At 41.7% G+C, this 15,799-nt stretch carries 10 protein-coding genes; 6 read left to right on the top strand and 4 right to left on the bottom strand.

The genetic code is table 11. From position 1 onward, the window contains the following. Positions 1–137: 137 nt before the first annotated feature. Both ACO1NU_RS08490 and ACO1NU_RS08485 read right to left on the bottom strand, forming a co-directional pair. Positions 138–452 carry an IS3 family transposase gene (locus ACO1NU_RS08490; RefSeq protein WP_448818045.1) on the bottom strand — a complete coding sequence of 105 codons (315 nt, stop codon included), beginning with the start codon at positions 450–452 and terminating at the stop codon, positions 138–140. Between the two features lie 137 nt (positions 453–589). Continuing rightward, complete coding sequence (locus tag ACO1NU_RS08485) at positions 590–868, bottom strand: transposase (protein WP_448818044.1); 279 nt, start codon at positions 866–868, stop codon at positions 590–592. Positions 869–1,213: 345 nt separating this feature from the next. Here ACO1NU_RS08485 and ACO1NU_RS08480 point away from each other — a divergent pair, with 345 nt between their 5' ends. Both ACO1NU_RS08480 and ACO1NU_RS08475 read left to right on the top strand, forming a co-directional pair. Then, positions 1,214–2,647 (top strand): DUF6602 domain-containing protein, encoded by a 1,434-nt coding sequence (locus tag ACO1NU_RS08480; RefSeq protein ID WP_448818043.1) that lies wholly within the window; start codon positions 1,214–1,216, stop codon positions 2,645–2,647. 80 nt (positions 2,648–2,727) lie between these two features. Further along, entirely contained in the window at positions 2,728–3,381 is a 654-nt protein-coding gene (locus ACO1NU_RS08475) for a hypothetical protein (protein ID WP_448818042.1), read from the top strand. 340 nt (positions 3,382–3,721) lie between these two features. On the opposite strand, the gene ACO1NU_RS08470 is transcribed toward ACO1NU_RS08475, so the two are convergent. Next, positions 3,722–3,859 carry a hypothetical protein gene (locus tag ACO1NU_RS08470; protein ID WP_448818041.1) on the bottom strand — a complete coding sequence of 46 codons (138 nt, stop codon included), beginning with the start codon at positions 3,857–3,859 and terminating at the stop codon, positions 3,722–3,724. A 183-nt stretch (positions 3,860–4,042) separates the two neighbouring features. On the opposite strand from ACO1NU_RS08470, the gene ACO1NU_RS08465 reads away from it, so the two are divergent. Next, complete coding sequence (locus ACO1NU_RS08465; protein ID WP_448818040.1) at positions 4,043–5,335, top strand: hypothetical protein; 1,293 nt, start codon at positions 4,043–4,045, stop codon at positions 5,333–5,335. Between the two features lie 302 nt (positions 5,336–5,637). Beyond that, positions 5,638–10,023: a caspase family protein gene (locus tag ACO1NU_RS08460; protein WP_448818039.1), complete on the top strand. Its 4,386-nt coding sequence runs from the start codon at positions 5,638–5,640 to the stop codon at positions 10,021–10,023. A 540-nt stretch (positions 10,024–10,563) separates the two neighbouring features. Here the strand turns inward: ACO1NU_RS08460 and ACO1NU_RS08455 are convergent. Continuing rightward, on the bottom strand, positions 10,564–11,580 hold the full coding sequence (locus ACO1NU_RS08455) for a hypothetical protein (RefSeq protein ID WP_448818038.1): 1,017 nt from the start codon (positions 11,578–11,580) through the stop codon (positions 10,564–10,566). A 231-nt stretch (positions 11,581–11,811) separates the two neighbouring features. Here ACO1NU_RS08455 and ACO1NU_RS08450 point away from each other — a divergent pair, with 231 nt between their 5' ends. Next, positions 11,812–12,810, top strand: coding sequence for an AAA family ATPase (locus ACO1NU_RS08450; RefSeq protein ID WP_448818037.1), 999 nt, complete (start codon positions 11,812–11,814; stop codon positions 12,808–12,810). After that, positions 12,810–15,461 carry a S8 family peptidase gene (locus ACO1NU_RS08445; protein ID WP_448818036.1) on the top strand — a complete coding sequence of 884 codons (2,652 nt, stop codon included), beginning with the start codon at positions 12,810–12,812 and terminating at the stop codon, positions 15,459–15,461. The genes ACO1NU_RS08450 and ACO1NU_RS08445 overlap by 1 nt, the downstream gene beginning before the upstream one ends. Positions 15,462–15,799 lie beyond the last annotated feature (338 nt).

Here is a 15,799-nt window from a genome sequence, read left to right as displayed (position 1 = left end):
ACTTTGCAGCGGAATAAGTGGTGCAGTTTGTGTCGGAATGTCAGGAGCCAAAACTCATCTTCAAAACTTCTCAAACAACAACTAACACTTGATTCCCTTAAGTTACTGGTGCACTTTGAGGCGGAATTAGTGGTGCACTATCCGGCGGAATGGTGGTGTAGTTTGCAGCGGAATATCCACCTGAACATAGGAATGTAGGTGATATCGGCCTGCCAGACCTGTCCCGGACGGTCGATTTGCAGCCCTTTGAGCAAGTATGGATACTTATAATGTGCCGCGGTCGCTTTGCTCAGGTTTCGCTTGGGATAGATAGCTCGCAGGTTCATTACCCGGTACAGGCGACGCACCCGTTTGGTGTTCAGCCAATGCCCCATATCCCGATTCAGCCAGGCGGTCATCCGCTCCACTCCATAGAACGGACAATCCAGGAACTTGCGATCAATGAGTTTCATGACCTGTTGGTTTTGAAGTGACTCTCCCCGGGGTTTAAAATAATAGCAGCTCCGTGGCAAACCAAGCAACTCACATTGAGCAGTAACACTCTGGCGAACATATTTCGGGGAAACAAGCCCGCGCTTTTCCGACAAGCTCATTTCCCCAAGACTTTTTTTAAGAAATCCACCTGTACCTGTAATTCCCCGATCTTGGAATATAGCTCCTTTTCTTTGCCTTCGTCCTTTTCGCTAGGCTTCTCTGCTCCGAAGGCCGCTGAAGCATTTTCTAAAAACTCCCGCTTCCAGGTGGTAATCTGCGTGGGATGTAACTGGTACTTTGCTGCTAGTTCCTGAAGCGTGCTCCGCTCCTTTATCGCTTCCAGGGCCACCTCCGCCTTGAAGCTCGCGCTGAATTTACGTCTCTCTTTTTTCATGTTCGACTGTTAAATTTAAGAATTTAAGCAGTTGTCCAGCTTTCGGGGAGTATTATAATCTTTGTCCGACGGCGACATAGCCAGAAAGTAAAAACTCTTAATGAGATGATGCTAAAACTTAAAGCTACGCTAATACTGTGAATCGTAAATAAAATTATATTTCGTTTGTGAGATCTTTTTAAAATTAGAAAAGGTAAGGCGAAATTATTACGAACTCGACTAATCATTGCTCTATGCACCCGTTTATCGGGGTATGATTATAAGTCTCGATTGTTGAGGTGATGTCTTCTAACTTCTTTAACGCACAGTTTCAACTTTAAGACAGGCAAACTTTATCTTAGCGTAATGGATAAAATTCTACTTAGCAGTTTGAAAGAGGGGGATCGGTTCATTGACATGAATAGCGATTTTTCGCAGGCCAGCTTATTGATCCTCGGCAAGCGCAAAGGGCAGCAAGGATTTTTCGTGATCAAATCCGACTTTCCTAATGAGCCTATCTACACGCCTATGGACCAATTCTCCGGTGATATTTTCCCCGACATCGGTCAAATACATCTGGCAGCGAGAATCAGAAAGTTAGCAAATGCTTTTCATCAGAATTTCGGTGGTCTAATCACTAAAATTTATAAATCGGCGTATCATAAGATCAAAGTTTCTGAGGCCATAGATCACCTGGTGCAAAAGCTCCAGGTAACACCCGAAGAGGCCTCCGCATTTCTTAAACTGCAAATCGCTAAGGGTTTTCTTTACTTTGAGACACAAAAAGGCGGTGACGTTATCAAACTGAAGTCGGTGATATTGGACATAGAACATAAAAAACGATTCCTGGAAGGTATTGCCGATGAATTGATCTCTCGTAGCGAGCGCGTGGAGCTACTGATTGAGCATAGTGTTTCCAAAGGAAATTACAGGGAACTTCTGCTACGCAATGTCTTGCAAAAGTACGTTCCTAAAAAGTATGCGGTGGCAACTGGTTTTATTGAAGGTTGCCCCCGACAGTGTGATATTATCATTTACGATGCGCATAATTTTTCACCATTCTTCCAGGATGGTGATTTGGTTGTTGTGCCAGGGAAGTCTGTGAGGGCGGTCATCGAAGTGAAGTCAACCTTGTCGACAAGTGAATTGTCGGATGCGCTGGATTTGCTCTGGGATGTTGCCCGTCACCGTAATTTACCTGCGCCTTTTCTTAAGGCCATATTTGCTTTTGATAAAGGTTATCAAAGTCAGGAAGCAATGGCTGATGCTTTGCATAATTACTATAACAAACCGGAAAAGAAAATTAAATTTCTCTACGAAACGGTTAACGTTATTAGTGTGCTTAATCAACAATGCCTGGTTACGGATGTGATCGACTATACTTCAAAAGATCTTAGTATTCGACCACGGATCTATAAGGTCGAGTCGCCGGACGAGGATATTCAGGTTTATTCCGCTACATTTTTCAATGAACTGTTCTCGTATCTCGATGTAGAGAAACATGCGAAAAAGACGAATGTCGACTATTTCAAGATGCTCGGTAATCAGATGCAATATCATTTATATCGGGAAATTTATGATCAGGATTGGAAACCGGAATTGATTTTTACGAACGAACATCATTGGGACCTGACTTCTCTTTGGAAACGGGTTTCTGATGTGAATAACTGGAAAGCGGGAAAATACACCCTGCAAGAATTAGAGCAAATGTATTTGCAGCAATTTTATGAACCGGTTGATCTTAAAGAGCAAGCCGACAATCTCGGCTTGGTACAAACCAGCTTTACACCATCAAAATAACTTTTGATGGTTGATCCGTATCTTAGTTCCTAAACATGAGCCATGATATAACACCTTACCTTGAATCCAAAGATCGCTTTATGCCGTTATTGGATCATTTTATAAAGAACTCGGTTAACGAAGTCAGGAAAGCATCGGACCATCCTGATGGGGAATTGAGCTATCTCGCTTTTTACCAAAAGTTCTTGCCTGCAATTGCTCACCGTAATGCCGACCATATTTACCAGTACAGCGAGTCGCCTATTGAGCGCATCTTTCTGGCTTCACTACAATTGTTGTTTATTAAAAGTGAAATGCCTTGTTTGCATATCTCCCCGCCCGCGCGTGACGCAGAGGCTTATATGAAGGATTACCGGCAGACACATTTGGGCATCTTGCAGATGATCGAAAATTACGAGGCTGCCACGGGTGATACAGAACTTGTCCGTTTTGATGCCGCCGTGCAACACAAGTTGCAGAAGGGGGACTTTACCCAGGATAATGTTCAGGAGATCCAGATCCATCGGAGTATCGTTCCGCATTTCGAATGGAACTCGTATCACTTGATACCCCAAGCTGGACTACCCGATGTCAAAGTTAACGGGCGATCCATTCGATGTGACCTGCTTTTATGGGTGCCCGGAGATGAAAGTGTTAAAGTAGTGATCGAATGTGATGGTTATGCTTACCACAACAGCAAAGAGAATTTCACAAATGATAGGATACGTGACCGCCAATTGCAAATGCATGGCTAACGCGTGATCAGGTTCAGCGGCGCAGAGATCAACCAGGCCCCGATGAAAGTGAGTAGTGATCTTTTCGATTTGATCGAAGTTATCGACGTGGATAAAGAACAAAAGCGCGTTTTATAAGATCAGCCTTACTAAGGCGTAGTTATTGGGGAAGGTATTCCTTTAAACAATTCAGCCAATGCGAACTCCAGGTTTTCTGGTAGAATTGTGGGTGCAATGTCAAATGAGAGGTTTCGATGAGGAACAGATGCTTTGCTACTTACAAGAAAGACCTCAATAACGTTAACCGCTATCTGGTAGGTAGCATTTGCAGCATACACGAACTGAGTTTGTTCGCCGAACTCTACATACAGTTCGTTCTCATAGGGTATTCTCTTAGTGAAACGTAGGTGTCATCTGTTGTCAAAAATGCAACTTCGATCACATCTTCCCACACTTCATCACTATTGATATCGATCTGCTTTATGTTAAAGTCTTTCATCAGTCTTTCGCTATAGGATAAATTGTAAAACGACCGAAATCTGTTTTTAAGTATTTGTCAGCATTAAGAAAACTACGCACATCTCCGCGTATTGCCCTCTCATAAAGTTGGCTTAAACTAAGTTGTCGTAATATAATTAGATTTTATCGCGACACCTTTATAACTTCGCGAATAAACCTGATCATGAAGCTACTTATCGAAAAATGGCTAGACGAGCACAAACTGCCTGATGCCGCTGAACCCCTACTGTTAGATGCTGTAATTTGTTATAAATCCGGAGCTTACAGAGCATCTTTATTGATGTCCTATTTAGGTTTTTTTGTAACCATAAAGCATCGAATATTAACTGGTAATAAACCGACATTGTTGCCGCAACACAAATGGACAGATAAATTAAACCGTCTGCGCAATGAAGATGAATGGGAAGCCGAAGTATTTTCGGCCTTACAGAAAAAGGAAGTGACCACCGGTGCAGGTTCAAGCAGAACCAGGACTGAAGATCCTTTTTTTCCTATCACTGACGGAATAAGGCAACAAGTGATTTATTGGAAAGATAGGAGAAACGATTGCGCACATAATAAAGATAACATCATTATAGCAGGTCATATCGAGGCGTTCTGGTCTTTCCTAATGAGCAATTTGTCTAAGATGACTCTTGAAGGCGGTATGGCATCCCTCTTGCTGAAATTAGATGCCTTTTATGATCCGAATCAAACTGCCGCAGGTACGCCTTTAGCACCAATCGTTGCCAAGATCCATTCTTCTGTCGAGCCGACAGAGCTTATGTCGTTCTGGGCCGAAGCATTTAATGTCGTTGGGGGCGCAAATGATTGGACTCATGAATTACGGAACGATTTTATTTTTGAAGTAATGAGATCGTCGGTGACGGCCATCAAAGAATCTTTGCTGGAGTTCCTGAAGCGAGACGAGCCTAAATTGTTAAGTTACATTGATAAGCACCCAGAGGTTGTTCAAATGTTGGATTTCAGCGAACAAGAAATAAGATCATTTTGGAAAACGAAGGTTAGACAACGAAATAATCCCCTTAAAATTTATGCTTCTCTTTTGAGAAATGATCTGATCCCAGAAGCTGAGATAGAAGAAGCGAACAATTTTTTTTCTGAGAAATTGGAATATACGAAAGACGGATTAGACCGTGATGTTTTGAATCAGCATAGCTTCGACAAAGCATTATATAAACGATTATTCGTTGAGCCCGATCGAAGCTATTGGAAGTTTTGGGAAACGTTAAATTCAACGGCAACCGGTTACGTCCAGTATGTGGAGTTTCTGCCTTTAACTGAAGAAATCGTCAAATTTATCAGTGAAGAGTTAAGTAAGGAGTATTTCTCTTATTACTTGACACAGGGCCTGGAAAATGTTTTCCAAAATAATGCATCTAAGAAACAGGAATTTAAAGCCATTGCAGCCGCAGCCTCAATCCAGCTTCCGACCAAATTGGCGTCGTTGGCGTAAGGACAAAACGATCGGTCCAGTTTAGCCATTGTGGTAACCGGACCGATCTTAAAGAGTCGAAAATTTCCTGCTTCTAATAATTTGTTAAATCACGATTAGTTAAGTAGTGTTAAGGTAATCTCGTCTACATAAGGGGATAATTAAAGCATAGTAAGACGAAATAGCAATTACAAAAACAAAAAAAAGCGGGATGAGATTGGTATTCTATCTGGCAATATAATCACCCCATTTAAACTGATGAACTGTTGTTCAGATGATAGAGTTAGGATCGAGATACTTACATTTGTGTAAAGCCTTATCATATGAACAGGGACAGTTTCATCTTAGCCATCGGTATTGACAATTACCCTGGTCCTCATTTCGGACCGCTAGAGAATCCAAGTGCAGATGCTAAGCGTTTTTCGGAGCTTTTGGTCAGTCGTTATGGTTTTGTGGAAGTAATGCCTCCGCTGCTGAATGAACAGGCTACACAAGAAAATATCATGAATGCCCTAGACCGTTTGGCTTACATTATAGGAAAGGAAGACAATCTCATTATCTATTTTGCAGGCCACGGGGGCAAAAATCCAACCAGTGACATTGGCTATTGGGTGCCGGTAGATGAGGGGCAGAAGACTCATCAACGGATCGCAAACAGCTATGTACTCGACTGCATCGAGGGAATTACCGCTAAACATATTATACTCATATCTGATTCCTGTTTTTCAGGCACCTTGTTGGAGAAAGACCGGGCGGGCAACCCTGATCTTTCGCATGAATATCTCGATAGCCTGAATTCTGGGTGGATCCTCGTTTCCGGTGGAATTGAAAAAGTGACAGATGGTGAAAAAGGAAAAGGCACGCCTTTCAATCAAACGATCTGCGAATTTTTGGAAAAAAACACCAAGTCAAGCATGGCTTCGGGAGACTTTTTTGATGAGGTGATCCGCATCACACGGGAACGGACGCTACAATCACCCGGTGCGGTGCCGATCAAAAGGGCGAACGTTCATAAAGGTGGGCAAATGATCTTTAGATTGCCCGAGGTCGAAGCGGGAACTGACCGGGGAATGGTCGCCAAGATCAAGCCCGTTTTCCCATTGCCGGACGTTACGCTGCCGAAAATTTATATACCTCGTACGTTAACGTATTACGATATCCAAAAACCGGCTGTTTCTTGGTTTTATGAACCGGAGATCGGGGAGTTGTATTTTCGCGATATCATTGCTACCCAAAAAAGAATTGTGGTATTGGGAAGTGCCGGATCTGGCAAATCTATTGAGTTATTGCAGCTCATGAAAGACTTACAGGCGGAGCAGGATAACGAACTGGTACCGGTCTATAAAAAGTTCAATACTTACACAGAGGAGGAGATCGAAAAATATCTGCCCGAGAACTGGTCTGTCGTGGACGATGCTGATCTAGTCCTTTTTCTTGATGGTCTTGACGAGATCCAACCAAAGTTCTTTTCAACGGCTTTAAGAAGGCTTGGTGCATTTTCCGAGCAACACCCAAAGATCAGGATCGTCATATCTTGCCGTGCCAACTTCTATGAACTGCCCGATGCTAGTTTTTCAGGGACGTTAAGTGGGTATTCTGTCTACACCTTAAATGACATATCATTACCACAGATAAAGAAACATGTTAATGAGAACTTCGGTATAGATGGCGATCAATTCATCCGGGCGGTTTATGAGCGCGGTTATCTTGATCTGGTTCAAAAACCATATTTCTTTCATATTTTAGTCAATTACTTTCTTAGATATGGAAACTTTGATTCTGGACGTGCTGCGATCTTAGAAGACGCCATGGCTCAATATGAAAGTGCCAATAAGCAACAATACCATACCAGTGATATTCCATTAAAACACAAAGACCTGTTACCCCTACAAGAAAAGATCGCTTACGTTTTAGAGCGTATGGGGAGGAATTTTATAACAGATGATGAGTTATCAGGGATTCTCAGCAGTAATGAGTATGATGCAGCTAAATACCTTTCCGCATTTCGTCAGGATCAGGAGAAAAAACAATGGCATTTCGAGCATAACAATATTCAAGAGTATTTAGCTTCTCGTGTCTTATCCCGCCAGACGTTTGAAGAAATGATGGCGGTGCTTGCGGAAAATACGACCGGTGATCAAAAAATAAAGCCCAACTGGGTTAATACATTGTCCTTTCTGGTTAGTATCGGCGAAGATGATAAGATCCAACCATTGTTGAATTGGCTGATAGCGAATGATCGGGAGATCTTGGTACGCTTTGACCCGGATCGATTAACCAAAGATATAAGGATCAAGCTGTTTAAGGATATTTTTCAGTTCTATAGCCAGAAGCAGGTTTGGCTGACTTCCAATAAATTTTCAGATACCGACCTCGCACGCTTAGGGAGTTTTGAGGAGGTTCTCGCTTTTCTGATTGAAGTATTGCAAAACCAGGAAGCAACCCGGATTGATGTCTTAAATGCATTGCACATCCTTTACAGGTTTGATATCAAAGAACTTGGCGTTGACAAAAATGATCTGAAACCGATTTTGTTGAACTTACTAAAAAGAAAGGATTTTACAAACAGCGATATCTATATGGTTATTGGTGTATTGTCGCAGTTGGAAATAAATGACAAAGACACGATCCAATATTTAGTAGATACTTTCGGTCATAGAGAAAATCAATATCTGCGATCAGGACTTTACAAAATCATCGGTAATTCGCCATTTTTAAATGATTATGTTAGCGTGTTTTTGGATGGGCTGAGGTTTAGCGGATTTAATTATCAAAGTGAGGATAGAGACACTGTCACTTTGATGGATGAAGATATTCAATTCAAAAATGGGCTGGAAAAAATTGATGGCGCACCGGCTATAACCCAACTGCTTTCTGTAGTCGCCACTGATATTAATACCGTTCATCGTTTTTTCTCAGATCACAGAGAAATTATGGACAAGATACTTGAGCATATCTTTCTTGCCTATGAACATGATAGCTCGCTATTTAAACTGATCATTCAACTTTATGCCCGGCAGGCGACAGAGATCGGCAGACCGAACATCGATCTGTTTTTGGCTTTTTTTGATAAGCATGGAATCCGTTGGGACGCGACATCCTATCTATTAAATGAACCGACCATAAGGGACTATGAACGCAGCTCTGGAATAGGTGCCTTGGTAAACGAGCTGGTGATCGATAACCTTGTTAACCAATTTATGAAAGGTGTGCTAACCAAGGAAGCTCTTGAAAAGACCTACACGGATTTTAAATGGCGCGAACACGGCAGTGGCAACTACGAACAGATCTTAGCACATTTTAAAGGCGCGCTTTCAAAGACAGATATTACACTCCAGAACGCTCCGGAAATTGACCGGGCCAAACTGTTCCGGGAAGCAGCACAAAGGGGCTTCGATATTTTGTTTGATAAAGCTGCATTCATTGCGGAAATAAATCAAATCTTCGACTTTTTTGAAAAAGATGAAATTGTTGGGGCGGATTTGTATTCTTATAGACATGGTGAATTTGTTGACTTAAGTAATAGGTTTACCACTGCATCGTTCGATCTAATCAGGGATGCTACCTATCGTGGGAGTGTGGCCAAACGCGCGGTCCTTATTCAATGGATGAATGAAAGTGATGAATTTACTTACTTCCGTATCCAACTGATCAGATCCAGACTGGCCGCGATCCCTGAATTGACGGTGTCCCCAGAACAAGAAAACTTTATCAGAAATTGGAGCCAAAATGAAGCGAGTATTGGAAGTACGTTATGGTATTTCATCAATCGTATTGAAATTGAATTGCCCGTTGAAAAACTGTTGACCTTCACCCTTTATTACAACCAGAGCGAAGAGGTAAATGTCGAAAGCAAGGGCTTTATCGAATTGTTGGAGAAATTCGTCACTCCTGCTCAAATAAAAGAAAAGGTGATCCAAAACCTTAAAAACGGAGTTTCAAATATGCTGACGTGGACTTCCAATGCCGGGTATGCCCTAAGAAATCGGTTGGATCAAACCTATCCGCTAATTTTGGCGCAAATGGAAAGATCCAATGAAACCGAGTATAAATTTGCTGACCTGCTTAAATTATGGTTTGAGAAAACCACAGATACCGACAGATTGGTTCAGTTCATAGAAAGTGCACAGTCTACAAACATGAGGGAGCGGGCCATCAGCTTGCTATTGAATTCCGGCGAAGAAAGAGACTTTCTGATCCAGTACTTTAATGGCGTCATAGAGGATCCATCTGCTAATGAAGAAGAATTAATGGATGCAGCTAACCGATTGTTAAAACTTGGTGTTTTGGACGGGTTTTATTTTATAGCGAACTATTTCCTTAAAAATCCTGATCCCTCTTTCGATTTTAGGCGTCACTTTAGGCATATTACCTACGCGACCACACCGGAGATCATACCGCATCTAATGAAGTTGATGTATATCGCCAGACAGCCGGAATATAAGACCGATGTGTTTAATGACTTGGAAGGTAAAGTCTTAGATGCTTTACATGAAATTGGTGTTCAGTCCGTGGAAAATTTTGATCTTGTAAGAACGGCTATTGAAAAGTTTATCGCCGATCACGAAGCGAAATTGCCCAACCTTAATTTCTTGTATTTTGCGGTAACAAGAATACAGGAACAATTAAGCCTAAGACTTGCTAAGGAATTAACCGTGGAGGATGCTTTAAGTGAATTTAAGGCGCTTGGCACTTCAAGCGGAAAATGATGTGTCTGAAGAAAGTCAGTAAGTGATTGAAAACCTCCTACTGATAGTCAATCAGGTGATGACAAAGGTCCTATTTCTTTAGATATCAGACCTGCAAGTATGTTATTGCTATGGGTCATAAAAAACTGATTATTAATCGTTTTCTTATCAGAATTATATGCCTTCCAAATATATCTATCCTGATACTTTGCAATTAAAACATAACCTGGGTATCGTGATGAAACCGTGTAAGTCCTTTTGGCTTTGGCATAATAGTATCCGACATGATAAACACAAAGCGTTATGACAAAAATGCCAATGAGAAATCCCGGTTTACGAACTAATTTGATGATGTTTTGTATACAACGAAAGGTTAATAGTTCCAACAGAGCAAAAGCTATTGCAGCGATGAGCAATAATTGACCGGGTATTATGAAATCAGTAGTCAACCTGTAATAATCCAAAAGTCCTCTTTGTATCTGTTGATAAAAGCCAACACCCAAGCAATCAACAAAAAATTGATGATCCTGACTAAGCTAGCAACTTCCCTTGGCTTCATAGTTATTTGAATCGTTTTAAATCTTCAATAGTGTCTTTAAACAATGCTTTGTACGTTTCACCGATCCTAGGTATTTTAATATTATGATTAAAGTGATGGCCCCAGAGGTTGATACCCAGGCTGGCAATGCCCCACAGATTATTTAATTCATCTAATTCTAACCTGTCTATAATTTCATTCAAGCGGTCGTCCAGATCTGGGTGGGTATCACCTCCGTTGATACGTCGATCAAGGAAAAAGAATGAAAGCGTTCCGAATAATATTCCTGCCTTCAATGTTGAGCCTTCTTCTTTTGAAAAATGTGCTGACATTTTTTCAATGGCGAAATCATCCACCAAAAATTCATCTTGTTTTGATTGCTCTGGGTTTGGATCATCGGCATAGTGACCAAAAAAATGATGTCCGAACTCATGCAATAAAATAAATTCTAGTGCAGCACAGTAGATCGCGTTTGCCAAACCTACATATTCTCGGTTAGAATCTATCTCGGGATTGGGGAGATCAAAAAAGACCGTTCTTTTAAATTCTGTAGTTAAGGAAATTCCTGCTTTAAATAACTCCCAGGCTTCGCGTACTTGTTTGGAGTCCACGAATGTACCTTTGTAAACACCTTTCAAACGAGGCTCATGTATGCCTTTATCGAAAAGAACTAAAAGTGAGTAGCAAAGTGACCAAAGAAATTGGTTGTAATTTTCGTACAAAACTATCCTTTGAGTGCTTTTTGCATCTCCGGGTTCGCTGTAGCTTTTCAACTCAGCAACTTCGCGAACAGGTTTATCAGAGATTTTGTAGTATATTTTATCACTTAAACCGCTTGCTACCTCAACATCGAATTCGGACTTAAAATCAGGAGAGATATTAAAAAATAACTCTGAAAAATTAGAGCACAAAGACCTTACGGGTAAAATCCCCCGTTCATCTTGCTTTGTTATCGCATTTTTAATAAGCACTTTCCTGCTGAGAACTATCTTCTTCTTTTTTACTTTCGACTTTTTATTTCTCGACCTACTAACGGGCATATTGTGATAAGATTTATAGTTGGGGAATTTTATTTGCGTTCAATATTTTAAAAGTTTGTTGTTCAAATAAAGTTGAAAGTAGAGATTTTATCAAATTGCAGGGAAAAATTCGTTTCTCCTGAGTTAATAATTTTTGAGCTGACGACGATTAACATTATATTTAGCATAACTTTAAATCATCGCGATAGGCATATTATTTGTAATATATTTGCGTTTGAATTTATTTAGATCATGAACCAAGACCTGCTCGTCCGCTTATTCCGTTCCATAGACGGTGAACAATCCGATGATATCGTAAGGGTTGCCGGTTCTATCATTGAAGACGAGCGAAAAAAAGGTCATGCCAAACTTGCCGACCGGTTGCAGGGAATACTGGAAAAGAACATTAAGACCAATCAATCATTCAAAGGCGAATTAAGAAATATTTTTGGCGGGTCTGTCTTGATACCAACGGACAAGCGGAGTAATATTCCGCTTGCGGCACATATTCCTAATGAATTGCTCCGACACGAGATGGTCTTATCTGCAAATGTTGAGGAAAAGATCACCCGTATAGAGAAAGAATTCCTTGCTAGGGAGCGGTTAGCCCATTATGGGCTGAAGCCTCGGCGAAGAATACTGTTCCATGGTGCGCCTGGTTGCGGCAAATCGATGAGTGCTGAAAGAATAGCCTGGAATATTGGCCTGCCGTTTTTGAAGGTTAAATTTGAAGCGGTAGTGTCGTCCTATTTAGGGGAATCGGCCAGCAATCTCACTAAGTTATTTGAAGCAATTAAAATCTACCCCAGTGTCCTTTTATTGGATGAGTTTGATTTTATAGCCAAGTCCCGTGATGGCAAACAGGATGTCGGCGAAATGCACCGGGTAGTTAATATTTTACTTAATGTATTAGAGGATTTCAATGGTCCCGGACTGATCATTGCGACCACCAATCTGGAAGGTGCTATTGACAAAGCTATTTTCAGGCGTTTCGACGATATTATCGAACTACCAAAACCTGGTCAGGATGAGATCCACCGGATATTAAGGTCAACGTTAGCGTCGATAAAATCGGATAAGACTGTTGACTGGAAAAAAATCAGTAAACAATTAAAAGATTTTTCGTCAGCGATGGTCGTAAAGGTGGCAACAGATGCAGCAAAATTTTCAGTCATTCAGGGAAACGGCATCATCAGCCAGGAACACTTTGATCTGTCTCTGAAAGAAAATGAACTGTATCACAAAGCCTAATGCCTGAATTCCCACACCTACTCCTTAAAAGAAAAATCAACGGTCTGTATCAATTTACCGGCGTTCCTATTGATAAGAAAATTGACGCGCAAACAGCGGCCAATCTAAGTAACCGGGCTGGGCATGGCGCTGCTTTAACGGCCTCCGCGTCAGGATGGCAACAAGCGTACACACAGCAACTTTTGCAAAGGAAGGAAGCTGGTTTGCCTGATATCTTTTCTGAAACTGTACTGCCTGTATTCCTTCAAGTAGACCCGCGCGATTTTGATATCGAAGCGCTGAAGGGTTATGGAATTGAAATTGTCGCCGAAGAAGAAAATGGCTTTATCATCGGTGCTAACGTGGATAGTTTTAGTTCACTGGGCAATAAGATCCAGCAGTTCATTGATCAAAAAGGGAAGTCGAAAGATCAAGCCGCCAAACTTTGGCAAATCGTCCAGGGTGATCAGTGGCGGGCCGATTATATTTTGTCGCCCGGCTTAAAGCAGCTTTTTCCTGATGGAATGGCGGACGGCCAACTTTTTACAGTAGATATTTCCGTTGCTTGTTATTTAAAAATGCCTTCCAAGCCAATTCGGGTAATGCCGGAAACTGACGAAGAATATGCGGAAAACAAAGCTAATTATGAAGCAAAGAATAAAGATAATCCTGAAAAAAAAGAATATCGGTCTATCCGCAAACCAGACAGCGATGAACAATATCAGCGAAAACTGGATGATTGGTTAAAGAGAACACAAGCGGCAGAAATTGAGCGGGATAACATCGCCAGCGAACGACAAGATTTCCTGACTAACTTTATTGAAAAAGTATATAAGGGTGAACTGTTGAGCAGTTTCGTGGATTTGGAAGACAGTTTTGGCTTTAAGGCAAAAATGAACGGCCAGGCCTTAAAGGATTTAATCCGGAACTACGCTTACGTATTTGAAATCACCGAAGGCGAAGAAATCCAAATGGAAGAACTGGCCTCCGATTTCGCTTTTCCAGCGGTTGATATTACTCCTCCGGAAAAGGACTCTCCGATAATCTGCGTAATTGACAGCGGTATACAGGAAAAGCATCTTTACCTTGAACCTGCAATTTTAACTACCTATTCAAAAAATTACGTCCCTGACGAGGATACGACCGCCGACCATGTACCTGATGGTGGTCACGGGACTAAAGTAGCCGGAAGCATTTTATTTGGTAATACTATACCCGATGATGGGGCCTACCAGCCACCTTGTTTTTTGGTCAATGCGCGTATTTTGGATGCACATAACAGGTTGTCAGACCGGCTTTTCCCTGCGGAACTGATGGAAGAAATTGCGGACGACTTCGACGGGATAAGGCTTTTTAATATGTCGGTTGCAACATCAGGACCATGTCGCCTAAATCATATTTCCACCTGGGCGGCCAAATTAGACAGTCTCATCCATCAGAGAAAATTGCTTTTTATATTGGCGGCAGGAAACCTTAAAATCAGCACCGGTTTAGCGGAACGGCCCGGCGTTCTGGAACACATCACCGCTGGCCGAGACTATCCGCGCTATCTATTGGAGTCCAGTTGCCGGATCGCCAATCCGGCGCAAAGTTTATTAAGTCTCACGGTAGGTTCTGTTTGCAATGCAGATTTTGAGGACCAGGACCGTAAATCTTTTGGTACCAGGGGACGTCTGTCTGCATTTTCCCGTACGGGGCCGGGGCTATGGGGTTGTATTAAACCGGATGTGGTAGAATATGGTGGCGATTTACTCCGTGAAAAAACAGGTTTTTTAGTGACGCAGGACGACTCTGTATCCGTCAAAGTTATTAAAACCGGCGCGAATGCCACCGGATACGCCATCGGAACTTCTTTCGCGGCCCCAAAAGTAGCTCATATTATTGCGCACCTGGCTAAACGTTTTCCAACAGAAAGCACCTTGTTGTATAAGGCGTTGGTCGTGCAATCCGCACGCTTACCGGAGCATGCATTCCACCAACCCAATCGTAATACGATGCGCGCGTTCGGTTTTGGTATTCCTGATCTGCAACGAGCGGTTGAAAACACGCCTTACCGGATTACCTTTACGACAGAAGGAAAAGTTGCCGCTCACCAAGCCAATTTATATTCTATTAACGTGCCTAGCGAATTAACCCGTGCAGGAGACGACTACGATATTTTATTAGAAGTCACGCTGGTATACACTGCTGAGCCGAGAAGAACACGAAAGAGACTCAAATCATATTTTGGTTCCTGGCTTACTTGGGAATCGTCCAAACTTGGCGAATCCTTCGACGATTTTGCTGACCGGGTTCTCAAACGGATGGAGGAAGAAACGGACGACGAAAATACTCTTCAACAGGACGTTAACAGTATAAAATGGGTCGTTTCTACCTCACCTGGCTATGGTCAAGTAAAAGGTATGAAACGACAAGACAGCGCCACCCAAAAGGACTGGGTTATTTTAAAATCTAATGTGCTTACGGCTGAGCTATCATTTGCCGTAGTTGGACACAAAGGTTGGGATAAAGGAACCGATATTGAAATCCCTTTCGCTCTGGTCATCAGTTTTGAGGCGATAAGTAAAGAGAACGAAATTTATAATAAGATAGAAGTGGCTAATAGAGTTGAAGTAGAAGAAGCTATTGCTATATCAATACCTGCCGCTTCGTTTGGTTTAATTAATGAATAAATTATAATCTTGCTATTCATTTTGATTCCAGCCGGCTACTTTGTATTTAGCGTACACTATATGACTGATAACAAGAATGGTAGCTACTATTTTCCTAACTTACTATGTTTAATAGCAGGCGCAGAAGCAATCCGCCAATCTTAGGATGATGAACGCGCTTAAAGTTTCTTTGATTCAACTCAAATTCAAATCTTCATATAAGCCGTTTGCAAAGCAGGAAAACGTTAACAACACGTTAACAGAAAAAAAAGGCAATCACGATCTAAAGTAACTGCCTTATTATTAAATAGCGGGAGCAGGAATCGAACTTATGACCTTCAGGTTATGAGCCTAAAATC

The sequence above is a fragment of the Arcticibacter sp. genome, from assembly GCF_053551015.1.
The sequence above is the reverse complement of the archived record's forward strand: the minus strand, read 5'-3'. Positions and strand labels throughout refer to the sequence as shown.

What these genes read in the sequence shown, in the direction of transcription:
- ACO1NU_RS08490 (WP_448818045.1), bottom strand. Translation starts at nt 452, where the DNA reads ATGAAACTCATTGATCGCAAGTTCCTGGATTGTCCGTTCTATGGAGTG.
- ACO1NU_RS08485 (WP_448818044.1), bottom strand. Translation starts at nt 868, where the DNA reads ATGAAAAAAGAGAGACGTAAATTCAGCGCGAGCTTCAAGGCGGAGGTG.
- ACO1NU_RS08480 (WP_448818043.1), top strand. Translation starts at nt 1,214, where the DNA reads ATGGATAAAATTCTACTTAGCAGTTTGAAAGAGGGGGATCGGTTCATT.
- ACO1NU_RS08475 (WP_448818042.1), top strand. Translation starts at nt 2,728, where the DNA reads ATGCCGTTATTGGATCATTTTATAAAGAACTCGGTTAACGAAGTCAGG.
- ACO1NU_RS08470 (WP_448818041.1), bottom strand. Translation starts at nt 3,859, where the DNA reads ATGAAAGACTTTAACATAAAGCAGATCGATATCAATAGTGATGAAGTG.
- ACO1NU_RS08465 (WP_448818040.1), top strand. Translation starts at nt 4,043, where the DNA reads ATGAAGCTACTTATCGAAAAATGGCTAGACGAGCACAAACTGCCTGAT.
- ACO1NU_RS08460 (WP_448818039.1), top strand. Translation starts at nt 5,638, where the DNA reads ATGAACAGGGACAGTTTCATCTTAGCCATCGGTATTGACAATTACCCT.
- ACO1NU_RS08455 (WP_448818038.1), bottom strand. Translation starts at nt 11,580, where the DNA reads ATGCCCGTTAGTAGGTCGAGAAATAAAAAGTCGAAAGTAAAAAAGAAG.
- ACO1NU_RS08450 (WP_448818037.1), top strand. Translation starts at nt 11,812, where the DNA reads ATGAACCAAGACCTGCTCGTCCGCTTATTCCGTTCCATAGACGGTGAA.
- ACO1NU_RS08445 (WP_448818036.1), top strand. Translation starts at nt 12,810, where the DNA reads ATGCCTGAATTCCCACACCTACTCCTTAAAAGAAAAATCAACGGTCTG.